The sequence below is a fragment of the Paenibacillus sp. J22R98 genome (assembly GCF_059383835.1).
On sequence record NZ_JBXENW010000007.1, the window covers coordinates 1 to 26887 of the forward strand.

The following is a 26887-nucleotide window of genomic DNA, read 5'->3' on the forward strand; positions in this document are numbered from 1 at the left end:
CTCAATTCGTATTCAAACGAAACTAAATAACCAGTCGCCGGTTGATTTCCGACGACTGGCTGCTTAACTTGAAAGGTGTTTTGATCCCTGTCTCATGAACGGGGGTCAGTCACATCCGCCAATAGCCGGCTTTTTCTTTGCTTGTGTTGCTCCCTGGACAACACATCCGCACATATTCGGTGACTCAGCGCAACTTGTGCGTTTTCGCCACCTATCGCGTTACTCCGATGTCAGCCCGAAGCACCTGCGTGCTGCAAGCCGCTTAGCAAAACAAAAAGCCTCCCACACCTAAAGGTGTAAGAGGCTTTCTTTGCCTCACTCGCTATTACTTACTTCGCGCTCCAGAGCTCAACGCGGTCTTTCACATATTTAGTGTAGCCTTCTTCCATTTTCTTCACGCCGGCTTTGTCGAGGTCTGCCATGTAAGCATCCCATACTTTGTCGAAGTCAGCTGGTTTAGCCAGGATCGCTTCAGGGATACGTTTCCATGTGATGTCTCTCATTTTCGTGCCAAGAATGGATACTTCATCTTCGCCCGGAATGGAGATGTTCCATGCAGCGCCGTAAGCTTTAACTTTGAACTCGTCCTCTTTCGGGAACAGGTCTTTCCAAGTTGTTGCTTTGTAAGCAGCAAGTGTTTCTTTCTCTACATCGCTGTAGCCAAGAACCAGCTGCTCAGGGAAGTTCTTCGTATAGTAGTTGCCGGATGGATCTTTAGCGCCATCGCCGTAGTGAACCATCATGTTCCAGTAGAAGCCGATACCTGTTTCTTTCGTGAATGCTGTGTTGTCGTTGTTGATGCGATCTTGTACTTCTTGCGGTACAACGCGTTTGCCATCTACAACATTATAGTGTTTGCCTTCGATACCCCAGTTGTTAAGCACTTGGAACTCGTCGGAAGCTAGGTAATCCAAGAATTTAATGGTACGAACCGGATCCGGATTCGTGCTGGAGATCGAGATTCCGTAGCCGCCCATGAAACCAGTTGGCCAGAACGATGCTTCTTTGATATCTTTGGACATCGTAACCGGATAGTGACCATACGTTTGATCGAATTTGCCAGCTGTTTTCAACGCTTGCTGACCATCATTGTAATCCCAGTCTTGGTCGATCAGACCCAGAACGCGGCCAGTTGCAACTTTCGCTTTGTATTGATCATATTTTTGAACGAAGCTTTCTTTGTCAAGCAAGCCGATGTCGTTCATATGGTTCAACCAGCGGAAATATTCTTTCTCTTCCGGACGACGGAAGTGATAGATAGCTTCATGCGTATCTTGGTTAACGAAATACTCGCCATCATCGGAACCGCCGGTTGTTGCTACGGCTGGGTTCGTTACGGAAATATACATATGCCAGTCATCCGCATTCAAGGATACACCGATGTTTTTGTTGCCGTTCTCGTCCGTCGGATGTTTCTCCAAGTACGATTTGATTACTGCTTCATAGTCTTGAACCGTACGAATTTCCGGGTAACCTGCTTCTTTGACAACACGGTGTTGAAGCTCGAAGCCGCCGCCTGCCACAAAACGCTGCTCATCAGCCGCTGCCCATGTAGGAATCGCGTAGATCGCTTGGTCTTCATTCGTATATTTAGCGCGCACCAGGTAATCGCCCAGTACTTTCTTAATGTTCGGAGCATATTTATCGATCAGATCTGTAAGATCGATGACAGCGCCAGCGTCAACTAGCTTGCCGATATCGCCTTTAGCCGAAATAATATCCGGGTATTCGCCGCTTGTTGCGATGAGCGCTACCTTCTGCGCAGGGTCGCCGACTGCGAATTCAGCATCCAGCGTTACGCCGGTTTTCTTCGTAATTTCTTTACTGACTTCATCTTGCATGTTGTTCCAGTTCGGATTCGGGTCTTCAGCAAACATGGACAACGTAAGCGGAGACGTATCTTCTGCTGCTGCATCTTTGTTAGCATCAGCGTTTGCTGCGTTCGTATTGGCATTGCCTTCCGATGTTACCGCAGTATTGCTCGTTTCGTTGTTTTTCTCATTGTTGTTGCCACCGCAGCCAGCAAGTAATCCAGCAAGCATAGTGAGCGACATTAGAATCGAAGCTGTTTTGGCTGTCTTTCTTTGCATGTTGCAAACCCTCCCATTATGGTAAAAATTATATTGTATAAACAGGAAACCTGCTAATACCAAAGTCTGGTGAACCGAAGCGAGTTAGCTTTTTACCGCACCAAGCGTCATCCCTTTGACAAAATAGCTCTGCAAGAACGGATACACAATCAGGATCGGTACCGTAACGATAATCGTAATGGCCATCTTCACGGATTCCGGTGAAATCTGCGCCATGACCTCGACCATGTTGCGGCCGCGGAAATTATCGACGTTCGTTGTTGTGCTCTGAATGACTTTCATGAGCTCGTATTGAAGCGTTGTCAGATGATCCTTTGAGCCGTTGTACAGATAAGTATCGAACCAGGAGTTCCACTGACCGACTGCAAGGAACAAGGCAATCGTGGCAAGTGCCGGCTTCGTCAGCGGCAGAATGACACGCCAGTAAATCGTGAAGTCGTTGGCGCCATCGAGCTTGGCCGATTCTTGCAGCGCATAAGGGATCCCATCGATAAAGGACCGAATAACGAAGACGTTGAATGCGCTAACAAGTCCGGGTAATACATAGACGGCGAAGGTGCCCATCATATGAAGATCCTTGATCAAGATGTAGAACGGAATCAATCCGCCGGATACATACATCGTGAGCGCCAAGAACGTGGATACGAATTTCCGTCCTTGGAAGTCAACCCGGCTAAGTGTGAACGCCAGCATGGAAGCACTGATGAGACCAAGCAGCGTGCCGATGACCGTCCGAAGAATCGATATCTTAAGCCCGGTAATTAACCCGGAGAAGGCAAATATGGTTTCGTAATTCTTCAGTGTGAATTGCCGCGGGAAGATGGTAATGCCGCCGCGCACACTGTCAGTAGAATCATTTAGCGAGATCGCCAGCACGTTTAGAAACGGATACAGTGTAGCGACGGTAACAATGACGATTGCCGTGTAGACAACGATATCGAAGATGCGGTCAGACCAAGGCGTACCGCTGGATAGTGAGCGAGTTTCCATTTGGCAGCCTCCTATATGATGCTTTCTTTCGTAATTTTCTTGAAAATGCCGTTAGCCGTGAAGAGCAAGATGACGCTGACGACGGAGTTGAAGATGTTAATCGCGGTACCGAATGAATATCGACCCATTCCTAACCCGTAGTTAAGCGCATACAAATCAAGCGTTTGTGAGTAATCACGGACTAGATTGTTGCCAAGCAAGAACTGTTTCTCAAACCCGATGCTGATCAAGTGGCCGATCGAGATGATAACCAGAATGATGATCGTGGAGCGAATACCAGGCAGCGTAATGTTCCAAACCTGCTGCAGCCTGCTAGCGCCATCCACTCTCGCTGCTTCGTACAGTTCCGGTCCGATACCGGCAATCGCAGCCAGATAGATGATCGTGTTCCAACCGGTTTCTTTCCATACATCAGAAGCGGTAACGATACTCCAGAACAAATTGCCTTTCGCCGAGAACTGAATCGGCTCGTGAATCAGATGAAGACCGACTAACAGATCGTTCACTGCACCGTTATCGGTGGAGAGCATCTTCGTGACGATACCTGCTGCAACGACCCAGGACACGAAATGCGGTAAGTACGAAATCGTTTGAACGAAACGCTTGAACACTTGGATACGCACTTCATTGAGCAAGATGGCGAAAATAATCGGGATCGTAAATCCGGCAATCAAACCCATCACACTCATCGCCAGCGTGTTACGCAGCGCTTGGAAGAACGAATCGTCATGGAACAGTTCCTTGAAATATTCGAACCCCACCCATTTTTGTTCAAAAAACGATTTGGCAGGCTTGAATTTCTGGAACGCCATTGTCCATCCCCAGAGTGGCAAATAGCTGAATACGAACACCCACGCTATGAAGGGAAGAGACATCAGATACAAATATTTTTGCTGCATAAATGTGTGCCAGAAACGCGGCTTCCGGTAGTTCATAAGCAATTCCTCCTTGCTGTATGATCTAATGATAAGGAAAATAAAGCGTTTTCAATACCCCAACAATTTTGCTCAAAATCATATAAAAATCTCACATTTTCCGATAGGCCGATGGAGAGCTGCCAACGTATTTTCTAAATTTGCTATGAAAATAATCGACGTTGGAGTACCCAACCTTCTCCGCAACCTGGTACACCTTCATCCCTTGACTGAGCAATTCTTTCGCTTTCTCGACCCGAACTTTATCCAGATAGGTGTTGAAATATTCCCCTGTTTCGTTCTTGAACAGCTTGCCTAGATACGCGCTGTTATAGTTAAATACAGCCGCCAAGGAATCCAGCTTCAAATTCTCCACATAATTACGCTGAATCAAATCAAGCATTTTCTTGATTTGTTTGTCGGTTCCCACTATCGCCGATTCCGGCTTTAATCCTTGCAGAAAAGCAATGACATGCTGCTCCATCTCGTTGTAATGGGTTTGCTCGAATATGGCATGGATGCTCGCAGATAGCTGTCCGCCTCTTGTCTGCATGTCGGGATCATGCTGCGACAGCTTGCTGATCACGCAGGTGACAATCTCGGCAAGCGTAGCTTTAATCGTTTGCTCCGAGCTGCCGCGCGCAAGCAGCCATCCGCCTTTCTCCGAAACCAATTCCGCTATGGCTTTGGCATTTCCGATATCTATGGCAAAATACAGCTTGCCCGCTGTTTCCCCACAATCAATCACGTCTTCCTCTGCCGCTGCATCGACTATCGGAGCCGCTTGGGCAATGGAAGCCGTCTCCGCCGTTATAAGCTGGCCGCTCGCATAGAAGAAACGCAAACTCACGTATTTAGCAGCTTCTTCGTAGGAGCTGCTGATGTCCTCTAATCGGCTAACGCTTGATCCTGCGGCCACTGTAACCACGAGATCCTCATCAGATAATAGCGCTGTCATATCTTTGTATAACGCTTGTCGCTTCTGATCGATCTGTAGATCCTTCTTCACGAGCAGCCCGATAAAGGAATCGACGGCGAACACGACACCGATGCCTTTCTCTTCAAACGCTTGAACAAACAGCCCCTTCAGCTTCATTAGCTGTCCATGCTCAATCTCATGCCCTTTGCCTTGCAACTTCAGGAGCACGACCGTGTAGCTGTCCCAATTGAGGTCCGCATCCGCTAATTCATGCTCCTGCAAAGCAACCGGCGCTTGAGTACCCGGAATCAAGTAAGATAATACGACTCGCTCGCGGTTCCATACTTCCTTCATATCATTCTTCAGTTTCTCTGCGGTTTCTCGCTTAAGTGTGGTATGCAGCTTGTTCAAATAATCGACCAACTCGTCTTCGTCGACCGGCTTAAGCAGATAACCGTCTGTATCCAGCGCAATCGCCTTCTTGGCATAATCGAAGTCTGCATAGCCGCTCAGGATTAAGACATGAACAGTCTGTTCGTTTCTCCTCAACTGTTCGATCAGCTCGAGCCCGCTCATGCCCGGCATGCGAATATCCACGATCATCAGGTCGGGTTTATGCCGTTCGTATTTGATAAGCGCATCTTTTCCGTTTGCTGCGGTGTCCACCACTTCATAACCAAGTCCATGCCAGTCAATTAGCGTTCTTAAGCCTTCGCGGATCGTAGGTTCATCATCTGTAATGAGCACTTTATACATAAGCTGATTCGCCTCCAATAGGAATCGTAAATTGAACTCTGGTACCAATGCCCGGCTCGCTCCAAATATCGAGTCCATAGTCGCTACCATAAAGGAGCTTTAATCGCATATGGACATTTCGCAGCCCGATGCGGTTGCCTTCCCCATCCTCTTGATCGCCAAACGTTTGATACACCTCTTCCAGCCTCTCGCGCGCCATGCCTTCGCCATTATCAATGACTTCAACGTGAATCATATCTCCTTGCAACTCAGCTTTAATGCGAACAAGCCCGCCTTCCTCCCTGTTCTCAAGACCATGAATGACTGCATTCTCGACTAAAGGCTGAATGATAAGCGGAAGAATCGGTGCATGCTCGGCAGCGGGGTCAACCAGCAGCTCGTACATTAGCCGATCTTCGTATCTGAATTTCTGAATGTCCAAATAACAGCGAACCATATCGATTTCATTGCGCAGCATAACGGTTCGATTGCCGGCTTCGAGATTTTTGCGCATCATTTTGCCCAGCAGCCTGACGACATTCGAAATTTCCTTCTCCCCCTTCAAATGGGCTTTCATTCGGATCGATTCAAGCGCATTGAATAAGAAATGAGGATTGATTTGACTGGCCATCATTTTGAATTTGATCTCATTTTGCTTCGACTGAATTTGCACCTTCTGCTTATTCGATTCCTGGACTTCGATGAGGAGCTCGTTAATACTGACCACCATCGCATTGAACTGCCTCGACAGCTGTCCAATCTCATCCTTGCCGTCAATTTCGAGCGCGATATCGAGGTTACCGGTCGCCACCTTCGTAATGTGTTTGCTAAGACGCAGCAAACGATTCGAGAGAAACGTCGCAAACCCATATATCAAGCCGATTGCCACTACGAGACTGATCGCAACGACTGTCAGCGCCAGCACAATAATTTGATTCGCATCCTTCACGATGCTTTCGATGGAAAATACGGAAATAATGCGAATCCCATTCAAGCTTGATGCCGGAACGAGCTGTTCGATTTGGATTTGCGAGGACTTTCCATCCACAACCGCTTGGAATCTCCCGCTTTGCTTATCGATGACGTTCGGATCGAATGAAATGTCGGCAAGCGTCTTCCCTACCCGATTCGGACGATTCGCGGATACGATGTGATTGTCATCATCCACGATCATCGTCTCGAAGGTTTCTTGATTGAGGATCGAATCCAGCATGCGCCCGTTCACATTGATCACAAGTACACCGATGTTGTGCTGGCTCAGAAAATCGATTTTACGAATAAGGCTCAAATATTGTTTGTGATCCCGTTCATCCTCGATGTAGTTCCAGCCAATCAGCCCGCTGCTGTTGATGGCCGTCTGATACCAGTTCGTCCGAATAATCGCGCTTGTCGGCTGAATGAACTCCCAATTGTTAAGCAGCGTCTTATTGTTAATGTAGAACCGAATGTTGGTGATTTCTTTATACAAACGGATATATTCCTTAATATCCGGATAATCTTTGTAAGCCTTTACGACGTCGTAGACCGTTTCATACTGACCATTCGCGAGTCCCGCCAGCCGGCTGTCATTGGACATCCGGTAGGAAATATCATTCGAGACGTTGATCACCTCGGCTGTTCGTTTCTTCACCCGCTCCACGTTAGCAGCTGTCTGTTCAAGTGCATTTTCAAGCGCCATATGCCGCAGCTCACTTGTCAGAAAGACCCCGACCATCATAACCGGTACGAAAACAACGACGATACAGGATAAAATAAGCTTTGTTCTCAGCTTCATGTCATTCATGCTGCGGATTAGAATACGGAACATAGCTATGGCCCTCCTTTCTGTTTGTGAACTGTCTAGTTCTGGAAGCGTTTACAAAATAGTTGGTTATTTACGATGCTCGAAAGCATATTCTCCATTCTAATCAATTGAAACTCGAAAGAACAGGTAAAATTTGTTCCATTTTTCATGTAATAATTAGTGATTTCTGTTTAAAACGTAAAAAAGAACGATACCGGCTAGGTATCGTTCTTTCGGTTCGGTTACTTATAAAGAGGGGATTGCGCAGGTGCAGGCTTGGGTGAAAGTGCAGCCACAGGTGCCGGTTTCGGGGTGGGCTTAGGCGCCGGTGGTGCAGGTGGCGACAACGAAAGCGATGATGTCGTGTTATGCAGAGCACTATCACTGAAGCGCTGTACTTCCTCTTTCAAGCCGAGCATCCGTTTGTCGAGCGCTCCGATCATATCGGCCGTTTCCTTAAGCTGATCCCGAATGGATTCCGGCATATCATCGTGAAATTGGTAATATATTTTGTGCTCTAAACTAGCCCAGAAATCCATGGCGATGGTCCGCAGCTGAATTTCCACTTTTACATGCTCAATGCGCTCGGATAAGAACACCGGGATTTCAATAATCATGTGCAAGCTTTGATACCCGTTTGGCTTCGGATCTTTTATGTAATCCTTGACCTCGATCACCTTAACGTCACCTTGTCTGAGAATCATTTCGTACACGCGGTATACGTCGGTTGTGAACGAGCAAATCACACGAACGCCGGCGATATCCCGAATATGTGCGGCCGCATTTTCTTTGGACACTTCCACCCCTTTGCGCTGCAGTTTCTCCACGATGCTCTCCGGCGATTTTATCCGTGTTTTCACATGCTCGATGGGGTTGTAATGCTGAACAAATTGAAGTTCTTCATTGAGAATGGTCAGCTTCGTGCTTATTTCATCCAATGCAAACTTATAGCTCATGAGCATTTTGGCCCATTCCATCACCATTTGCTTGTCCATCATCGTCACTCACACTCCTTGATGCTCTCATCTGTATTACCCACTACAAGATCGGTGATAACAACCGTACGCAGGATTCCCTGAACCTGTGAAACGTCGATCGTTGCGTATAGGCTTCGTAAGTCAGCTCCGTGCTGACCTTCATGTCATCTTCGAATATACGTTTCAGCTGTGCCGCCGTTTCGGTATCATATAGAATCGCGTTAACTTCAAAATTCAATTTGAAGCTGCGAATGTCCACATTCGCCGTCCCTACCGAGGCGACATGACCATCCACCACGATCGTTTTCGCGTGCAGGAACCCCTTCTCATAGAGGTAACATTTCATGCCTTCGCAGAGTAAGTCCCCCAAATACGAGTACGATGCCCAGTACACCATTTTGTGATCCGGTTTGCTTGGCAGCATCATGCGCACGTCGATTCCGGATAACACGGCCATTTTCAATGCGGTTAATAAGCTCTCGTCGGGTATAAAATAAGGCGTTTGGATATAGATCGTTTCCTTTGCGGAATTGATCATTTTAATATACGCGTTCTTGATTTGCTCCAGCGTCTGGTCCGGTCCGCTAGACACAATCTGAATGCCCGCGTTTCCTGTGTTGGCGGTCGGCGGGAACAGCTCCAGTACATCCCTTGTAATCGGCGACGATGAAGCCATATTCCAATCCAGCATATAATGCGCCTGCATTTGGAGCACTGCATGTCCGGTGATGCGCAGATGCGAATCCCGCCACGCGCCATAACGCTCGTCCTGCCCTAAATATTCATCGCCAATGTTGAAGCCGCCAATATAGCCAATTTGCCCGTCGATAATCGCAAGCTTCCGATGATTGCGGTAATTGACGCGTATGTTCAGGTAAGGGATTTTGGATGGGAAGAAGAATGCGACCTCTCCTCCCGCTGCCTTCAGCCGATCGAAGAAGTGACGCGGTAGCAGCGAGCACCCGATGTCATCGACTAGGAATCTGACCTTGACCCCTTGTTTGGCTTTGGCGGCGAGCACATCGAGTAGTCGATTGCCCAGCTTGTCGTTCTGTACGATGTAGTACATGAGATGAATATGACTGCTCGCCCGCTCAATATCGTCGAACAGTGCACCGAATTTATCATTGCCGTCGGTAAAAATTTCAACCTTGTTGTTCTGCGTGTACAGCGCGAAACCGCTCGTCAAATTCATGTAGATCATATCCGCGTAATTCGCAGCTGCTGCATCGTTAAACACAACCTGATTATCCCGAAACTCCCGCCGCTGATTCTCGATCATCGCGTTCATCGTTTCTTTCGTGCGCTTGTTCAGCTTATAAATCTTCTTCTTGCTCAAATTCTGCCCCAGGACAAGGTACACCACGAATCCAACCGCAGGCAGAAAAAGAAGGACCATCAACCAGGCCCAGGTCACGCCCACGTTACGCCTTTCCATGAAGATAACCGCAATCGCAAGCGGAATATTAACAACCATCAAATACGTAAAAAAATTCCCAAACGTAAGCATCGGCATGCCTCTCCTCGAATGCTTGCAGCATCATTGCACTCCCTACCCAGTATAAACCATTTTGGGCCGTAGGCCAAAAGTGGTGGGGGAAGGGATGTGTTGCTCCAGGTGCCACTGTGAGCTAACTCCTCCAACTAACTTCCGATGTGTTGCTCTGGGAGCCACTCTTTCGTTAAATTAGCTTACTTGCTGCCAATGTGTTGTCCTGAGAGCTACTCTTGAGCTGGAATCGCCAACTAACTCCTATTGTGTTGCTCTGAGAACTACTCTTTCGTTAAATTAGCTTCCCTGCTGCCAATGTGTTGTCTCGAGAGCCACTCTTGAGCCGGATTCACCGACTAACTTCCGATGTGTTGCTCTGAGAGCTACTCTTTCCTTAAAGTAGCTTGCTTGCTGCCGATGTGTTGCCCTGAGAACCACTCTTGAACTGGATTCGCCAACTAACTCCTATTGTGTTGCTCTGGGAGCTACTCTTTCCTTAAAGTAGCTTACTTTCTGCCGATGTGTTGCCCTCAGAGCTACTCTCAAGTAGTTACACATCATTTAACAAAGCGTGATGGGAATTTATAGCGCATAATTCGACCCGTCGGGGAAGTTGAAACGACTAACATCCCTTTACTAACTAGCGATTGAAGCCCTTTTGCTGCTGTTCTTTTCGTTGTCCCTAATGTCATAGCTGCATCCTTTAATGTCAGCTCGCCCCAGCACTCCTGCATCAGATGCAGGAGTGCTCGCTCGTATACACTCAACTCCTCGCCAGTGGGGCGAGAGATGCCGCCCCATTTGGCCAAGCCCATGAGTAGGGTTTGTTGGCCGCGGCGCGGTTTCTCCATGACCTCGTCATAGGCGAAACGCAGCAGTTTCCAGCCTTCGATCAGCAGATGATTTTGGCGGCTTAGGTCATCAGCGAATTTCCAACGAGAAATGTCTCGCCAGTGCGGTCCAAAACCGTCAACCTCCAGTAATAGCTGATAAGACAACGGCGGGCAATAAGCGAAGTCTGCGAATCGTGTCCCGCCTTTCAAATCCACTAGCTCATACTCGGGATGTAAATAATCCAAGCTCCCGACTGCCGGCCACCATATCTGCTGAAGTAGCACTTTCTCTGCTTCTCCGGGCTCCGACAATCTTCATTTTCGCTCTTCGCTCCCACCTATCATTGCCTGCTCCATCATACGCGCATATGCCTTTTCGAACTCTTGCTCCATCATCTTGTCACACTCCCCGCCAAATAAAAATAGGCTGCCCGCTCGGAGAAACTTCCGAGAAGAGCAGCCTGTACTTCAGGACAAATTAAGTTTACGCTTATGCTTCAATTATAGTGGATTCGACTAATGGGCGCCAGAGAGGGATTTTGCGAGAAACCAAAACATTCGTCGCTACTAGTCCCAATGCTTACCGACCGCGTTCGAACTCATCTAGCCGATAACGCAACACGCCATTTTTTCGTTGCTACTTCGTCCCAAACCGCTTGATCGAGCGGATTTTGGCGCGTTCGATCTCGATTTGGCGATTGCGCGGTTCGGCGTTGGTTACTAGGGAGCTCAGCAGCTTCTGAGCAACTGCGGTAACTTCGTCAATCGCGGTGTGGAAGGCAGCCTCATTCGCTTTGGATGGTGCAGTGAACCCCGAGAGTTTACGGACAAATTGCACCGCGGCTGCATGAACCTCTTCTTCTGTAGCGGGCGGATCAAAATTGAACAGCGTCTTAATATTACGGCACATATCGAGTCTCCTTTTGGACAAGCATTATTCCTTATTTTACTACACCGCAGCCTCAGTCTCTAGTCTCGAACTCCGCTCATGTACCCATTCACGTGCAGCTGAATAAGGTAGACCATCCGATTATTTTCAGGAGGTTAGCCACAGCCCATGATTCCGGTATACCCTTACTATGGGAAAAAGACAGTCTGCAAAGAAGAGCCGATCGCATTTCCTCCCCAGCATCAGCCTGTACAACCAGGGCTTGAATATGAAATGGTGCCACGGCCGATTTTTGAAAATCCTTCGTATAAAGGCAGCTGCAAGCTGCAAGACAAGGTTGCCATCATTACCGGCGGCGATAGTGGAATTGGTCGAGCGGTCGCAATTGCTTTTGCCAAAGAAGGAGCCCATATCGTCATCCCCTATCTCTATGAGCATAGGGATGCCAACGAAACCAAACAGAGAATCGAGCAGCTCGGCAGAACCTGCCTGCTTATCCCGGGTGACTTAAGATCGGAGCAGCACTGCCGGGACGTCGTCAATCTAACGATGCGGACTTATGGTAAAATAGACGTCTTAATCCTTAACCAAGGTGTACAGTTCCCGCAAACCAGCATTATGCATATATCCACCGAGCAGCTATATAACACGTACAAAACGAACATTTTCCCCATGTTCTATATCACCAGAGCCGCGCTTCCGCATATGAAGTCCGGAGGTGCGATCGTCAACACAGCTTCCATTACTGCCTATCAAGGGGCCCCTCTCCTAATTGACTATTCTTCTACAAAAGGTGCTGTTGTTTCTTTCACGCGTTCACTTTCCCTATCCCTCGTTCACCAAGGCATTCGAGTAAATGCGGTCGCTCCCGGACCGATTTGGACGCCGCTTACGGTGTCCAGCTACCCTGCGGATTACGTATCCACTTTTGGCTTGGATACACCGATGAGGCGGGCTGGGCAGCCGTTCGAGCTTGCACCGGCTTACGTCTACCTGGCCTCCGACGATTCCAGCTATGTGACAGGCGAAGTCATCCACGTCAACGGAGGCGCAATGGTCACAACCTAACACTTTCTTGAACAAACAACAAAATGCCCGCTCAAGATCAAATCTGATCTCGGCGGGCATTTCATCGCATATCCCTACAAATGCTTCAACAAATTACTCACCACATGAACAAGGTGCTGCTTCATCCGCTCGCCCGCGAGATCGGCATCCCGGCTTGAGATCGCCTCATAGATAGCGAGATGCTCGCGGTACAATCGCTCGGAAACCGAGCGATTCGCGTATATCTCGACTCGCCGAATCTCGCGGATCGCCATTTCGAGCTGGCTCACGATGGAATCGAACAGCCGCACCATAATGGAGTTATGCGTCGCTTGTGCCAGCGTCGCATGGAACTCCACGTCGGTGCGCTCCCCTTCCAGATCATCGCCGACGGAGGCTTCCATCTCCAGCATGATCCGGTGGAGCTCAGCCAAATCCGCGTCCGTCGCCTTCAGCGCAGCGATGGAGGCATTCGACACCTCCAAGGACTGCCTCGCTTCGAGCAGCTCGAGCAGCGTCTCGCGGTTCATTCGCAGCGACTGCAATTCGGGCAGCTCCACCTCAGGCGGTGCGCTGCTGATGACCGTGCAACCGCCGCCCTGCTTGATCTCGATATAGCCCATCGCCTTCAGCGCGCTCAGCGCCTCGCGCATGGTCGATCGTCCGACGCCGAACTGCTCCGACATCTCCTTCGTCGAAGGCAGCTTGTCGCCGACTTTCAGCTTGCCGTCAATTACCAAGCGCTTGAGCTGCTCAGCAATCTCCTCATAATGGTTGCGTTTCGATAAACGGGTAACTTCCATCGGTAGAATTCCCTTCTATTAGCCAACAATGATCGCATAGACGACACCGGGACCATGTACGCCAATGGTCAGGTCGTTCTCGATATCGGCAGATCGGCTTGGTCCGGATATAAAATGAATGCCTGCCGGCAAGTTCGCGCGCCCTGCCTGATCAAAGTTTATCAAAACTTGCCCTAAACGTGTATGCAATCGCTCAATCGGAATAATCGCCATGAGTACAGTCGGCAGCAAACTAACGGAGCGTCCTTTGTCCTTCGAAGACAATACCGTAATCGAAGCCGTATACGCCGCTGCATAATCAGCGACAACAACGCCGAAATCCGCTTCAGCAGCGCGTGCTTTCCAGTATTCCTCCGGATCGCTGTTCCAAACGGAAATCTTCGCATCCGGAATGGACGCTTCCAAGCCAAGCTCGTTCAGCTCCGGTTGATTTTGGCGGATTACGTACTTCGCGCTCATCTCGGCCGCTTTGCCCGCAATAAACGACTTCGCTTCTTCCATATCGGCAAGCCGAACGGGATGCCCCCCGACAGCTTTGAAATTCTCCATAAACTTGAGCACGCGCTCCTCGAGCGGCCACTCAAAGTCTTGCCAGAAATCCGGCGCGCCGCGATACGGATGCGCCGGCGGCTCAATCTCACGCGGACGTCTCAGCTTCTCGGAGATGCCGTCGATGAAACCCGTCTGCTTGGCGCGCGACTCCGCGGCAAGCCCGTCGAGCCATGCTTGATGCTCCTTTGACCTAGCTGCCATGACCATGACCTCCTCCTTTGCCTGTTCCGCGGTCTTTCACAATCGCTTCCATCCGGCTCTTCATCGCAGGATCCATCTCCTGCAAGCCGCCGCGGATTTCCGCTTCCATCGTCGGCCATTTCTCCCTAAATGATGCTTTAGGCAAGCTCGGCGCAACGCGGTACGTGTTCCAGCCCTTCAACGGACCGACCTTCGTGCGAATACCGCCATCGCGAACGACGAGCTTTTGACCCAATTGACCGATCTTCAGCACCGCTTTAAACCGCTTCGAATTCTTCATTACCGCAGCGAAGCCCTTCATGCCGAGCGCTTCCAGCTTATCGCCGCGTCCGCTCTCCAGCTTGCGGCGGCGCAAATAAACGAGCATCTCGTGAAGCGGAATCTTCACCGGACAAGCCTCATAACATGCACCGCATAAGCTCGAAGCATTGGCGATATCGTCCCACTCCGCCACGTTTTTCTTCAGCGCCGGGGTAAGCACCGCACCAATCGGTCCGCTATAAGTGCCGCCATAGGCATGACCGCCAATATGGCGATAAACCGGACAAGCATTCAGACATGCGCCGCAGCGAATGCAGTTCAGCAGCTCCTGGAACTCAGGGTCGCCAAGCTGCAGCGAACGCCCGTTATCGACGATTATAATATGCATCTCATCCGGACCATCCGCATCGACCTCGCGGCGCGGCCCGGAAATAGCCGACATATACACCGTAAGCTTCTGCCCGGTCGCCGAACGCGGCAGCAGCGTCGCCATCACTTCCAGATCGGCGAACGACGGAATAATACGCTCCATCCCCATCAGCGTAATTTGCGTCTTCGGAACGGTCGTCACCATCCGCGCATTGCCCTCATTCTCGAACAAGACCATCGAGCCCGTCTCGGCGATGGCAAAGTTACAGCCCGTCATGCCGATGTCCGCTTCCAGAAACCGTTCACGCAATTTGCGGCGCACGAAGCCGGCAAGAATCTGCGTATCCGGTTCAAGCGTCTCTCCGGCATCAGCCGAGAGTAAATCCGCAATTTGATAGCGATTCAAGTGAATAGCCGGAATGATAATATGGGATGGCGTTTGGCCAGCCAATTGAATGATATATTCACCAAGATCGGTCTCAATCGCTTCGACCCCGATCGATTCCAGTGCCGTGTTGAGATGAAGCTCCTCCGTCACCATCGACTTGGACTTCACGACCGATTTGGCCTCAACATGCTTCGCAATATCAAGGGAGATCTTCACCGCATCCGCTGCCGTCTCGGCAAAATGCACATGGACGCCGTTCGCCCGCGCATTGTTCACAAACAGATTCAAGTAATAATCGAGATGCGCAATGGTATGCAAACGGATTTGCCGTCCGCGTTCACGCCAATCATCCCAGTTGCCATGATCCTCGGCCGCTTTTTCCTTGCCCGTACGCAGCCGCTCTGTCGTAAACCGAACCGCTTTACGCAGAAAATCATTGTTCAGCGCGATATCCGCCCGTTCTTTGACCGTGTTGCCGCCAACCGCTCCTGCTCCGCTCATGCGCCTTTCACTCCTTCATAGAGAAGCTCCGCCAAATGCATCACGCGCACTGGCTTATCCCGGTAACGCAAATTGCCCGCAATGTTCATCAGGCATGCCATATCTAAGCCAACAAGCACTTCCGCCTCCGTCTCCAGCACATGATCGCTCTTCTCGCTCACCATCGCACCGGAAATATCCGACATTTTGACCGCAAACGTTCCCCCGAATCCACAGCAATCATTGGCAAAAGGAAGCGGAATAAGCTCCATCCCCTGCACTTGCTTCATCAGCATTAGCGGCTCCTCCTTCACGCCCAGCAGACGACTGCCGTGGCAGGAAGGATGATACGTGACTTTATGCGGGAAGCTCGCGCCAACATCCGTAACTCCCAGCACCTGCACCAGAAATTGCGTAAACTCGTAGGATTTCTCCTGCAGCTTAATCGCTTTCTCCAGCATGACAGGATCGTTCTCGAACAGCTTCGGATAATGATGAATCATGCCGGTACAAGAACCGGATGGGGAAATGACGAAATCACAATCTTCAAAAGCAGCCAAAATCGTAGCCGCCGTCTCCCGAGCTTCCTTCCAATAGCCGCTGTTGAAAGCAGGCTGGCCGCAGCAGGTTTGTACCGTTGGAAAATCCACCGTCACACCGTATCTAGCTAATAAACGCACCATTGCTTCACCGACCGGAGGATATAAGGCATCGCTTAAACAAGTTATAAATAAGGAAACTTTCACGCTCATCGGCACCTCGCCTTATGAAATAGTTATGATATCATTTTATCAGGTTGTCAGACATGTTGACAATAGAAAAGTGCGGATACTTGGCTCAATCCCCTGTTTACTTTCCATCTACTTGGTGATACTATGTAGTGGTACTAAGCAATACAAAGTAGCTTGGAGGACTCTTATGGAAAATCTTACGGAAATGCTGAAAGGAGTTCTGGAAGGCTGCGTGCTTGAAATCATCGGCCGGAAAGAAACCTATGGCTATGAAATCGTAAAAACACTCAATTCGCTCGGCTTTGAAGATGTCGTTGAAGGTACGGTCTACACGATTCTAATTCGACTGGAGAAGAATCAGCTCGTTGATATCGAGAAGAAACCATCCGACGTCGGACCGCCAAGGAAGTTTTACCGCCTCAATGACACGGGGCAGCGAGAGCTTAAGTTGTTTTGGGACAAATGGGGCTACATTTCGTCAAGACTTGCCCAACTGAAGGAGGATAGCCATGTTTAACCAAATAGCAAATGCCATCAATGAAGGACGAAAGCAGAAAAAAGTATATAGGGCGTGCGTTAAACGTTCAAAGAAGCTTCCGTATGAATACCGTGAGGTTTATAAGATCGCCTCCCACTATATGCTCACTTTCTCATCCAACGATCCCGCAGTCATCAACCTGTTTCCCGAGATGCTCGACATGTTTGAACTTGCCTCTGCTGAAGGACGTGACGTTCTTGATCTGGTGGGAAACGACGTCATGGCTTTCTGTGACGGTCTGCTGGAAGGTGTTTCTTCTCAGACTTGGACAGGGCAAATGCGCGCCAAAATGAATGCATCCATTCATAAAAAACTGGGGAAATAGGAGGCGATCATCATGCCGACGAACAATCTAGCCATCGAAGTAACAGGCCTTAAGAAAGCTTATAAACATGTAGAAGTTCTGCGCGGAGTGGACTTCACCGTGCAGAAGGGTTCGACCTTTGCCCTGCTCGGCTCCAACGGTGCCGGCAAAACCACGATCATCAAAACACTCGCCACTTTGCTCCAGCCTGACAGCGGTCAAGCGAAGATTAATGGCTATGATGTCACCATTCAGCCGGAGCAGGTGCGGAAGGAAATCAGCCTGACCGGACAAAGCGTTACCGTAGACTACATTCTGTCCGGACGCGAGAATCTTCGCATGATGGCCAAACTGCGCCATTTGCCGAACCCCGACAAACAAGCCGAAGACCTCTTGCGCCGTTTTGACTTGCTCGATGCCGCAGATCGCCGTATCGCCACATATTCCGGAGGCATGTGCCGGCGCTTGGATCTGGCCATGAGTTTGCTAGGCAGCCCTCGTGTTATTTTTCTCGATGAGCCGACTACCGGACTTGACCCCCAATCCCGCATTGCCATGTGGGAGATCATCAAAGGCCTTGCCAAATCAGGTGTCACGATCTTCCTTACCACGCAATATCTAGAAGAGGCCGACCATCTTGCCGATCAAATCGCCATCCTGCATGAAGGCAAAATCGTAGCAAACGGCAGCCCCGCGGAGCTGAAAAACTTACTGCCGCGCGGACATCTGGAGCTCCGGTTCGACAATGAAGCTGCACTATATCGAGCACGTGAGCTGTTTACCGATTACAACGCGGCTGCGGATGCGAACAATCTTACGCTCTCCGTCGTCACCGACGGAAGTACGAAGCAAATGCTCAAGCTGCTGACTAAAGCAGCGGACGCGGAAATCGAAATTGCCGAATTCGCGCAGAAACTGCCTACGCTTGAAGATGTGTTTCTCACATTCGTCGCAAGCGAGAAGGAGCGATCCCTATGAAGCTGATGCATTTTATTAGCGATACTGCCGTTATGAGCGGGCGAGTCATTCGCTACTCCACGCGCAGCATCGATACGATTATTACCGTTCTCGCCATGCCGATCATGATGATGCTGCTCTTCGTTTACGTCTTCGGCGGCGCGATGAATACCGGCGATCTAAGCTATATCAATTACATTGTGCCCGGCATCTTACTTTTCTGTATTGCCAGCGGCGTTGCCTACTCTTCGCTCCGTATCAATAACGATCTTACAAAAGGTGTTTTCGAACGCTTCCACTCCATGCCCATTGCGAAAGCCTCGATTCTAGGCGGGCACGTGATCGCATCCTTGGTGTTTAACATCATTTCGCTGATCGCTATTTTTCTCGCAGCCTTCTTGATGGGGTTTCGCCCGCAAGCGGACGCGCTAGGTTGGACTTTAGCCATCCTTATTCTGTTGCTCAGCATTCTCGCATTCACGTGGATTGCCGTCACCTTTGGCCTACTTGCCAAAACCTTCGAAGGTGCCGGAGTATTTGCTTACATTCTGATGCTGCTTTTATTTGTGAGCTCGGCTTTTGCTCCCACCGACAGCATGCCTAAGGCTGTTCGCGTATTTGCGGAATACCAGCCCATGACGCCGCTTATCGAAAGCATTCGTTCTCTCTTACTCGGAGAAACAGCGGACAAAACAACGCTATCGGCGGTGATATGGAGTTCGGCGATTCTTGTTGTATTCTGTTTCTCCGCGATGAAGGTGTATAAGCGGAGAATGAAATAACAAAAAAAAAGATGACTTCTGAAAAAACTAGAAGTCATCTTTGCTGCTTACACGGTTAATACCGAAATCGTTGTTCGCTCAGCAAGCTGCAATCGGATCTCTTGCGGAAGCCGCTGATCGGTAATGATCCGATCGATTTCGCCGATATCCGCAACATGCGTGAACGCCTGTACCCCAAACTTGCTGGCATCGGCCAGCAAGACAACCTCGTCCGCCATACCGATCATTTTCTGCTTGATGCGCGCTTGCAGCTCATTGGATTCGCTAATACCGCGGTCCAAGTGAACCCCTTTGCAAGAGAGAAATACTTTATCGACATGGTAAAGGTCGAGCGACCGTTCCGCCAGCGGACCGACAAAAGATAACGAGCGCTGCGCCAGCAAGCCGCCTGTCGAAATGACTTCGATGCGCTCCTTACTGCTCAGCTCTGTCGCTACTTTGATCGAATTGGTCAGCACCGTGAGCGGAAAATCCGGCAAATACGATGCCATATACCACGCGGTCGAGCTCGCGTCGAGCAAGATGCGGTCTTTCGGGCGAATGAGCTTGACCGCCTCCTGCGCAATACGCTTCTTCTCCTCCGCGTGCGTAATTTCCCGCTCCGCATACGGAATTTCCGGCTGCTGCTGCTGCGGCAGATCCTTGACGCTGACCGCGCCGCCGTGCGAACGGCGAAGTCTGCCCGCCTGCTCCAGCCGGTCCAGATCGCGGCGGATCGTCTCCTCCGTCACCTGGCACAGCTCGCTAAGCTCCGTTACCCGGATGCTGCCCCGTTCATTTACCAGTCCCACTATTTTCTCATAACGCTCTGCAACCAGCATAGTCATCCTCTTCTCGCGAACTGCTCATATTGCTATCTTCTATTAGATAAGTCCCGTTAACGCACGGAATTTCCCATATGCATCATCCCATAATTGGCGTTCCTGCGGCTCGTACACCACGACAGGGAACGACTCCCGGATCACCTTGCGCGCTTCCCAAATATCGGAGAGCTCGCCTTGCGCGATCCACTGCACGACTAGGTTGCCAAGGGCGCTGCCTTCAACCGGACCGGCCCAAACCGGCTTGCCGATCGCATTCGCCGACCACTGGCACAGCAGTACATTTTGAATGCCGCCGCCTACCATATGCAGGCCGCTGAACGATTTGCCTGACAGCCGCTCTGTTAATTCAAGCACATAACGGTATTTCAGTGCAAGACTTTCCAGAACGCAGCGGACGATTTCGCCCGGCGTTGCAGGCGCTGTCTGCCCCGTCGATACGCAATACTGGCGGATTCGCGCCGGCATATCGCCTGCATGCAGGAACATCGGATCATCCGGCTCTATGAGGGCACCGAATGCCGGCGCCTTCTCCGCCATAGCGATCAGTTCAGGGAAACTGTACGATTGACCGGCACGTTCCCATGCTCTGCGGCTTTCCTGCAAAATCCACAGCCCCATAATATTCTTGAGCAGACGGTACGTCCCGTAAACGCCGCCTTCATTCGTGAAATTCAGCTCCTGCGCGAGCTCGTTGATGATCGGACGATCAATCTCCGTTCCCATCAGCGACCAAGTGCCACAGCTTAAGTAGGCAAAATCCCGCTCCAGCGCCGGTACCGCCGCAACCGCAGAACCTGTGTCGTGTTCGGCTGCCGCATACACCGGAACTGCGCCGATGCCGAGCTCTTCCATAAGCGAAGGCCGCAATTGCCCCACTCGCGCTCCTGGCTGAACAACGTCGCCGAACAGTGAAGGCGTGATCCCAATCGCTTCAAGCAGCGGCTGGTCCCAGCGGCCTTCGAGCGGATTATACAGCTGCGTCGTTGTCGCATTGGAGAATTCGTTATGCATCTCGCCGGTCAGGAAGTATCGAAGCAAGTCCGGAATCATGAGAAAACGTTCCGCTCCCTCAAGCAGCGGAGAGTTCGCTTCCTTCAGCGCAGCCAGCTGGTAAATCGTATTGAACGGCAGAAACTGAATTCCTGTCCGGCCGAAAATCATCTCCGTCGTCAGGCGCGCCTTCGTGCGTTCCATCACACCGTCGGTATGATGATCCCGATAGTGATACGGATTGCCAAGCAGCTCGCCGCCTCGGCCGATGAGTCCAAAGTCGACCGCCCAGGAGTCGATGGCGAGACTTGCCGGCGTTTCGCCGGCATGCTTCGCCTTGAGCAGTCCCTGTTTGATCTCATGAAACAAGCGGAGAATGTCCCACTGCAAACGGTCGCCAACGCCGACCGGGTCATTGCCGAATCGGTGAAGCTCCTCCACCTCGATAGTGCGATTAGTCAATCGGCCTAGCAGCGCTCTTCCGCTGCTGGCTCCAAGGTCATAAGCCAGAATGCTTGGCAAGCTGCATCCTCCTATACGTTAGATTCTGCTGCTTCGACCGGTTCTTTGCCCCGCTGCAGCAATACGGCCTGCTCGTAAGCTTTCACTTCGGCAAGCCATGCTTCACGCACAGGCACACCGTTCTTCTCGCAGTAGTAATCCCAAACTGCGCCGAACGGGTACGACTTGAATTCTTCTTGCAGCGCAAGGCGAGTTGTATAGTCGCCATCGTTTTCAGCTTGGCGCAGCGCTTCAACCGGATCCAGCATCGCTCTCATCAAGGCTTTGATCGTGTTGCGCGTCCCGATAACCCAAGCTGCGACGCGGTTAATGCTGGCATCGAAGAAATCAAGGCCGATATGCGTTTTGCTAAGCAGGTCGCCGCGGACAAGCTCACGGCCGATATCGATCAGCTCATCGTCCATCGTCACGACATGATCGCTGTCCCAGCGCATAGGGCGGCTGACATGAAGCAGAATGCCATCTGTGAACAGCGAAATCGCAGACAGCTTATTCGAAATGACTTCCGTCGGATGGAAATGGCCCGCATCCAAACAAATCAACTTATTGTTCTGCATCCCATAGCCCATGTAGAATTCATGCGAACCTACAACATAGGCTTCCGAGCCCAAGCCGAACAGCTTGCTTTCCACTGCATCCAGGTTATGAGCAGGGTTTAATTCTTCCTCGAATACTTCATCGAGCGCATCCTTCAACCGTTTACGCGGTGCCAAACGATCAACCGGCGTATCCTTGAAGCCGTCCGGAATCCATACGTTCGTGACGCAGGTTTGGCCGAGCTGCTCGCCGAAATAAGCTCCGATTTTGCGGGATGCTTTGCAGTGGTCAATCCAAAATTGACGAATTTCCGGGTCCGGATGGCTCAGCGTGAAGCCGTCCTTCGACTTCTCGTGGGAGAAGCAGGTTGGGTTAAAATCAAGACCGAGGCCTTGCTCTTTCGCCCAATCGACCCATTTCTGAAAATGCTTCGGTTCGATTTTGTCCAGCTCAACTTGCTCATTGGTGTCTACGTAAATGGCGTGCAGGTTCAGCTTGTGTTTGCCCGGAATCAAGGAGAATGCCAGCTCCAAATCCGCGCGCAGCTCTTCCGGCGTACCGGCAGCCCCAGGATAATTACCGGTAACCGAGATGCCTCCTGTCAGTGCTTGGCCTTTATTCAGAAAGCCGCGCACATCGTCTCCCTGCCAGCAGTGCATCGATATTTTAATTTGAGCCAGCTGCTCCAGTGCCGCATCCACATCAATACCATGGCGTGCATACAGCGCTTTGGCTGCCTCGTAATTAGCTTGAATGGTTTGGTCCATCTCACATGCTCCTTTTAACGTTATTTTAGAGGATGAGCTACGACTGACATTAATGCATTCTCCGCCTGGGTTGCATCCAAACGGCTGTATTGCACGATAATCGGAATATCGCTCAATACCTCTATCGCATAAGGAACGCCGACCGGAATGAACTCCCCACTCGACGAAAGGGTAGAGGTACGGATATGTTTGGTTCGTCTGCCTGGTACGACAACAAGAATGTTTTCAATGGGATTGCGATCCTCGAAGAAAATGGTCATCCGGATCAGTGCGTCTTCCGAAGCACAATTGAGCACACATACCGATTCATGGCTTTCAAGTGAACCTTTGCTGATTGGCGGAATATAGCCGTCCGGAATAATCCAGTGCTTCTCGCCTCTTGCTTGATACATGCCCGCACCAACCTCTCTTATCGTGTGAATGCTGCCGGAACTCCGCCGTCAATGGTCAACATACAGCCAGTCGTTTTATCTGCCTTGGACGATGCGAAGAACGCAACGCCTTCAGCGATATCGCGCGGGTAGATGTTAACGAGCAGCGTCGTCCGTTTACGGTAGTACTCTTCCAGCTGATCCGGTTCGATGCCGTATGCGGCTGCCCGCTCATTGCGCCAGCTGCCGTTCCAGATCGTAGAGCCTTGCAGAATCGCATCCGGCAAAATCGTATTGCAGCGAATGCCGAACTCTCCGCCTTCTGCTGCCACGCAGCGTGCCAAGTGCGCCTCCAATGCTTTTGCCGAGCTGTACGCAGATGCGCTCTTGCCCGCATACACGGAGTTTTTGGAACCGATGAATACCATGTTGCCGCCGATCGCTTGCTCTTTCATCAGCTTGAACGCTTCGCGTGCGACCAGGAAGTAGCCTGTGCCAAGCACGTTCATGTTCAGGTTCCATTCTTTCAAGGAAGTCTGGTCAAACGGACTCGAGGTTGCGAGACCTGCGTTGTTCACGATGATGTCGATACCGCCATACGTGAGTGCTGTTTCTGCGATAGCCGCCATAACCGCTTCTTCGCTCGTTACGTCCATCTTCACAGCAGCCGCACGGCCTTCGCCGTACTTCCCATTAATTTCGCCGGCTACCCGCTCCGCACCTTCCAAATTCAGGTCGGCAAGTACCACATGCGCACCTTCGGAAACGAGGCGGCGAGCCGTTTCGCTGCCGATGCCGCCGGCACCGCCGGTAATGAACGCGACTTTGCGGGAGAATTCCGTTTCTGCAGGAGCAAGCGACAATTTGTACAGCTCAAGCGGCCAGTACTCGACGTTGTAGGATTCGTTCTCGCTTAGGGAGACGAAGTCGCCAAGCGCTGTCGCGCCGCGCATAACGGCAATGGCACGGTGGTAAAGTGCGCCGCTCACTTTGGAGTTGGACCAGCTTTTGCCTGTATTAATCATGCCGATTCCCGGAATTAGAATAACGCGCGGCGCAGCTTCGAACATCACGTCGCCTTCGTTCTTATTCCGTTCGAAATAGGCTTCATATTGTTTCTTATACGCAGCGATGCTTTCTTTAAGAATCGCTTTCAAGCCATCGATGTCCTCTGCGTTCGGCGTCCAATCGATGAACAGAGGTACAACCTTTGTATGAACGAGGTGATCCGGGCAAGCTGCGCCGACTTGGGACAGCTCAGGGGATTTTGCGCCGCCTACGAATGCCAGCACGTCGTCAGCATCGTCGAAGGTCAGAATCATTTTCTTCGCATCGCTAACTGCGCCGCGAATCGTTGGCATCACTTGTGCAGCAATGCTTCTGCGCACATCTGCTTCAAGTGCTGCGTGTTTCACGCCGCCGAACAGCTTTGCTTCGTTGACGCGAGCTTCGATGAAGTCTTCTGCTTCTGTGATGATTTTGATCGTTTGCGCGTAAGCTTCCTCGGACGTTTCGCCCCAAGTAACGAGACCGTGTTTCTCCATGAGCACGAGTTCTGCTTTCGGATTCGAGAGCACGCCTTGAGCAATCATTTTGGAAAGGGTAAAGCCTGGGCGTACATAAGGGACCCATACGAAACGGTCGCCGAAAATTTCTTTGGCCAGCTCCCTGCCGTTATCCGCGCAGCACAGGCTGATGATGGAATCCGGGTGAGTATGATCCACATGTTTGAATGGAAGGAACGCATGCAGCAGCGTTTCGATCGAAGCGCGCGGGTGCTTGCTGTCGATCATGCAATGTGCCAGGTAGCCAACCATTTCCTCATCGGACATTTCATCGCGCTCGAACAATGGACGAATATCCTCCATGCGCAGACCTGTGAAGTTGCCCGCTTTCATCGTAGCAAGGTCAGATCCGCTGCCTTTCACATACATCACTTCAATGTCACGACCGCGGAAATCCTGCACCGTTGTCTTACTTGACGTGTTGCCGCCGCCCCAGTTGCAAACGCGGCGATCTGTGCCGATGATATTAGAGCGATAAACCAGCTGCGCAAGTCCGCCTTGCAGTTCCGATGCTTTCTCTTGCTCCCACAAACTTTGTACCATTGTGAATACCTCCGAATGAGTTTGATATATGATGTTAAAATCAGTTTATCATGTTTGTTTGTTTTTGAATACAGAAATTCAAACAAAAACAAAAACAGCCCGAAACAGCAGCGAATGTGAAACTTCGCTGTGTTTCCGGGCTGTTTTGTTGGCCAGGCTCGAAGGAACCGAGCGGCTACCATGTAGATCTCCTGGTGCGCTTCATGGGCTCATTTCGCCGAATTTGCTCCCATGTAGATCCCCTGGTTCCCTTCTTTTGCACAACTCGCCGAATTCACTATTCACGCGAAAGAGTAGCTCCTACGGCAACACATTGGAAGTTAGTTGGTGAATCAAGCCAAAGAGTTGCTCCCAGAGCAATTCTTTGGCGGAATCTAAGCTTGTTTTACGAAAGAGTTGCCCCCAGGGCAACTCATTGTTGGAAGTTAGTTGGTGAATCAAGCGAAAGAGTTGCTCCTAGAGCAACTCTATGGCGGAAACTAAGCTAGTTTTACGAATGAGTAGCCCCCAGGGCAACTCTTTGGAAGTTAGTTGGCGAATCAAGCGAAAGAGTTGCTCCTAGAGCAACTCTATGGCGGAATCTAAGCTAGTTTTACGAATGAGTAGCCCACAGGGCTACTCATTATCAATTAGTTGGCGAATCAGCTACTCCCTCATGCGCATCATGCGCCTGGCTGCCTCACTTACGCCTCATCAAACATCAATATAATCTTATTAAACGCATTCGGTTTCGTCTTGGCCTCATGGAAAGCATGCGCGATGTCCTGGAACGGCATCGTCGCGGTAATAAATGCTTCCGCCAGCTCGCGGTTGCGGCTCAGGAAGTCAATAATAAACGGAAATTGATCCACGCTGTTCCGGCTGCCGCGGATTTCGACTTCCTTCTTCGTAAACAGGATGCCGGGAAAACTCACATCGTCAGAGGTCAGTCCCACGATTACAACATGGCCGCCTGCGCTAACGAGATGAATCGTCTGCTCCATCGTGCGCTTCAGCCCGGCCACCTCGATGACCGCATTGGAATATTCCCCGCCGGTCAATTCCTTCACCCGCTGAACAGGATCGACTTCCAGCGGATTGACCAGGACGTCCGCACCGAATTGCTTCGCGGTCAGCAGCCGCTCCGGCACGACATCGACGGCAAACACGCGCACAGCGTAAAGCTGCTTGAGCAGAATCAGAATCGTCAGCCCTATCGGACCCATACCGAGAATGGTGACGGTCATGCCATCCTTCACATTCGCCTGCTTGACCGCCTGTGCCCCAATCGTGAACGGCTCGCACAAGGCGCCTATGCGATAATCCATCTCATCCGGCATCGGATGAATGCACCGCTCCGGCACCGCTACATAGTCGGCAAACCCGCCCTGCCCGCCAAAGGAGCCGACGAATTTCATATCGATGCAGCAATTGTATTTCCCGCTTCGACACGGATAGCAGCTTCCGCACGGAATCGCCGGTTCAATGATGACGCGGTCACCGGGCTTCGCTCCGGAAACCACGCCTTCGCCTACTTCCTCAACCACGCCGGACAGCTCGTGTCCATATATTGACGGATACCGCACATAGGGATGTGAACCGTCGTAATTATGCAGATCGCTTCCACAAATCCCTGCCGCCTTAACGGAAACCAACACTTCGCCGCGTGCAGGCCGAGGTTTCGCTACCTCACTCACAATAATTTCGAATGGTTTACTGAATACCGCCGCTTTCATCGCAATCACCCTTCACCG

General features: G+C 50.8%; 24 protein-coding genes. 5 read left to right on the forward strand and 19 right to left on the reverse strand.

Going from position 1 to position 26887, the window contains the following annotated elements:
- Positions 1-329 precede the first annotated feature (329 nt).
- From AC50Y3_RS19485 to AC50Y3_RS19525, 9 genes are all read right to left on the reverse strand, one after another.
- Entirely contained in the window at positions 330-2090 is a 1761-nt protein-coding gene (locus AC50Y3_RS19485; RefSeq protein WP_494820387.1) for an ABC transporter substrate-binding protein, read from the reverse strand.
- A gap of 84 nt (positions 2091-2174) precedes the next feature.
- Positions 2175-3080: a carbohydrate ABC transporter permease gene (locus tag AC50Y3_RS19490; protein WP_494820388.1), complete on the reverse strand. Its 906-nt coding sequence runs from the start codon at positions 3078-3080 to the stop codon at positions 2175-2177.
- Between the two features lie 11 nt (positions 3081-3091).
- The gene (locus tag AC50Y3_RS19495) at positions 3092-4015 is read right to left on the reverse strand and encodes an ABC transporter permease (protein ID WP_494820389.1); all 924 of its coding nucleotides are present in this window, start codon (positions 4013-4015) and stop codon (positions 3092-3094) included.
- A gap of 91 nt (positions 4016-4106) precedes the next feature.
- Positions 4107-5669, reverse strand: a complete 1563-nt coding sequence (locus tag AC50Y3_RS19500) for a response regulator (protein WP_494820390.1) — start codon at positions 5667-5669, stop codon at positions 4107-4109.
- Positions 5662-7455, reverse strand: coding sequence for a sensor histidine kinase (locus AC50Y3_RS19505; protein ID WP_494820391.1), 1794 nt, complete (start codon positions 7453-7455; stop codon positions 5662-5664). Before AC50Y3_RS19505 ends, AC50Y3_RS19500 begins: the two co-directional genes overlap by 8 nt.
- Before the next feature lie 218 nt (positions 7456-7673).
- Positions 7674-8429 carry a GTP pyrophosphokinase gene (locus AC50Y3_RS19510; protein ID WP_494820392.1) on the reverse strand — a complete coding sequence of 252 codons (756 nt, stop codon included), beginning with the start codon at positions 8427-8429 and terminating at the stop codon, positions 7674-7676.
- 40 nt (positions 8430-8469) lie between these two features.
- On the reverse strand, positions 8470-9918 hold the full coding sequence (gene cls, locus AC50Y3_RS19515) for a cardiolipin synthase (RefSeq protein WP_494820393.1): 1449 nt from the start codon (positions 9916-9918) through the stop codon (positions 8470-8472).
- Between the two features lie 539 nt (positions 9919-10457).
- Positions 10458-11018: a putative endonuclease domain-containing protein gene (locus AC50Y3_RS19520; protein WP_494820394.1), complete on the reverse strand. Its 561-nt coding sequence runs from the start codon at positions 11016-11018 to the stop codon at positions 10458-10460.
- A gap of 352 nt (positions 11019-11370) precedes the next feature.
- Positions 11371-11643, reverse strand: coding sequence for a DUF2277 domain-containing protein (locus AC50Y3_RS19525; protein ID WP_494820395.1), 273 nt, complete (start codon positions 11641-11643; stop codon positions 11371-11373).
- Between the two features lie 147 nt (positions 11644-11790).
- Between AC50Y3_RS19525 and AC50Y3_RS19530 the strand changes: the two genes are divergently transcribed.
- On the forward strand, positions 11791-12690 hold the full coding sequence (locus AC50Y3_RS19530; RefSeq protein WP_494820396.1) for an SDR family oxidoreductase: 900 nt from the start codon (positions 11791-11793) through the stop codon (positions 12688-12690).
- A 74-nt stretch (positions 12691-12764) separates the two neighbouring features.
- On the opposite strand, the gene AC50Y3_RS19535 is transcribed toward AC50Y3_RS19530, so the two are convergent.
- Genes AC50Y3_RS19535 through AC50Y3_RS19550 form a run of 4 tightly spaced genes read right to left on the reverse strand, consistent with a single transcriptional unit; the run spans position 12765 to position 16469 of the window.
- Complete coding sequence (locus AC50Y3_RS19535; RefSeq protein ID WP_494820397.1) at positions 12765-13472, reverse strand: FadR/GntR family transcriptional regulator; 708 nt, start codon at positions 13470-13472, stop codon at positions 12765-12767.
- Positions 13473-13490: 18 nt separating this feature from the next.
- On the reverse strand, positions 13491-14225 hold the full coding sequence (locus AC50Y3_RS19540; RefSeq protein WP_494820398.1) for a LutC/YkgG family protein: 735 nt from the start codon (positions 14223-14225) through the stop codon (positions 13491-13493).
- Positions 14215-15744: a LutB/LldF family L-lactate oxidation iron-sulfur protein gene (locus tag AC50Y3_RS19545; RefSeq protein WP_494820399.1), complete on the reverse strand. Its 1530-nt coding sequence runs from the start codon at positions 15742-15744 to the stop codon at positions 14215-14217. The genes AC50Y3_RS19540 and AC50Y3_RS19545 overlap by 11 nt, the downstream gene beginning before the upstream one ends.
- Entirely contained in the window at positions 15741-16469 is a 729-nt protein-coding gene (locus tag AC50Y3_RS19550; RefSeq protein ID WP_494820704.1) for a (Fe-S)-binding protein, read from the reverse strand. The genes AC50Y3_RS19545 and AC50Y3_RS19550 overlap by 4 nt, the downstream gene beginning before the upstream one ends.
- Before the next feature lie 172 nt (positions 16470-16641).
- Here AC50Y3_RS19550 and AC50Y3_RS19555 point away from each other — a divergent pair, with 172 nt between their 5' ends.
- The 4 genes from AC50Y3_RS19555 to AC50Y3_RS19570 are packed head-to-tail and all read left to right on the forward strand — an operon-like array spanning position 16642 to position 19035.
- Positions 16642-16971: a PadR family transcriptional regulator gene (locus AC50Y3_RS19555; protein WP_494820400.1), complete on the forward strand. Its 330-nt coding sequence runs from the start codon at positions 16642-16644 to the stop codon at positions 16969-16971.
- Complete coding sequence (locus AC50Y3_RS19560; RefSeq protein WP_494820401.1) at positions 16964-17317, forward strand: DUF1048 domain-containing protein; 354 nt, start codon at positions 16964-16966, stop codon at positions 17315-17317. The genes AC50Y3_RS19555 and AC50Y3_RS19560 overlap by 8 nt, the downstream gene beginning before the upstream one ends.
- A 12-nt stretch (positions 17318-17329) precedes the next feature.
- Positions 17330-18274 (forward strand): ATP-binding cassette domain-containing protein, encoded by a 945-nt coding sequence (locus AC50Y3_RS19565; protein ID WP_494820402.1) that lies wholly within the window; start codon positions 17330-17332, stop codon positions 18272-18274.
- Entirely contained in the window at positions 18271-19035 is a 765-nt protein-coding gene (locus AC50Y3_RS19570; RefSeq protein WP_494820403.1) for an ABC transporter permease, read from the forward strand. The genes AC50Y3_RS19565 and AC50Y3_RS19570 overlap by 4 nt, the downstream gene beginning before the upstream one ends.
- Before the next feature lie 47 nt (positions 19036-19082).
- On the opposite strand, the gene AC50Y3_RS19575 is transcribed toward AC50Y3_RS19570, so the two are convergent.
- The 6 genes from AC50Y3_RS19575 to AC50Y3_RS19600 form a co-directional block, all read right to left on the reverse strand.
- A complete protein-coding gene (locus AC50Y3_RS19575) occupies positions 19083-19856 on the reverse strand; it encodes a DeoR/GlpR family DNA-binding transcription regulator (protein ID WP_494820404.1) in 774 nt (257 codons plus the stop codon).
- A gap of 42 nt (positions 19857-19898) precedes the next feature.
- Positions 19899-21371 carry a rhamnulokinase gene (locus AC50Y3_RS19580; RefSeq protein ID WP_494820405.1) on the reverse strand — a complete coding sequence of 491 codons (1473 nt, stop codon included), beginning with the start codon at positions 21369-21371 and terminating at the stop codon, positions 19899-19901.
- Positions 21372-21382: 11 nt separating this feature from the next.
- Positions 21383-22675, reverse strand: coding sequence for an L-rhamnose isomerase (rhaA, locus tag AC50Y3_RS19585; RefSeq protein ID WP_494820406.1), 1293 nt, complete (start codon positions 22673-22675; stop codon positions 21383-21385).
- 20 nt (positions 22676-22695) lie between these two features.
- Entirely contained in the window at positions 22696-23067 is a 372-nt protein-coding gene (locus tag AC50Y3_RS19590) for a sensory rhodopsin transducer (RefSeq protein ID WP_494820407.1), read from the reverse strand.
- Between the two features lie 17 nt (positions 23068-23084).
- Positions 23085-25154: a bifunctional aldolase/short-chain dehydrogenase gene (locus AC50Y3_RS19595; protein WP_494820408.1), complete on the reverse strand. Its 2070-nt coding sequence runs from the start codon at positions 25152-25154 to the stop codon at positions 23085-23087.
- A 683-nt stretch (positions 25155-25837) separates the two neighbouring features.
- Positions 25838-26869: an alcohol dehydrogenase catalytic domain-containing protein gene (locus AC50Y3_RS19600; RefSeq protein ID WP_494820409.1), complete on the reverse strand. Its 1032-nt coding sequence runs from the start codon at positions 26867-26869 to the stop codon at positions 25838-25840.
- Positions 26870-26887 lie beyond the last annotated feature (18 nt).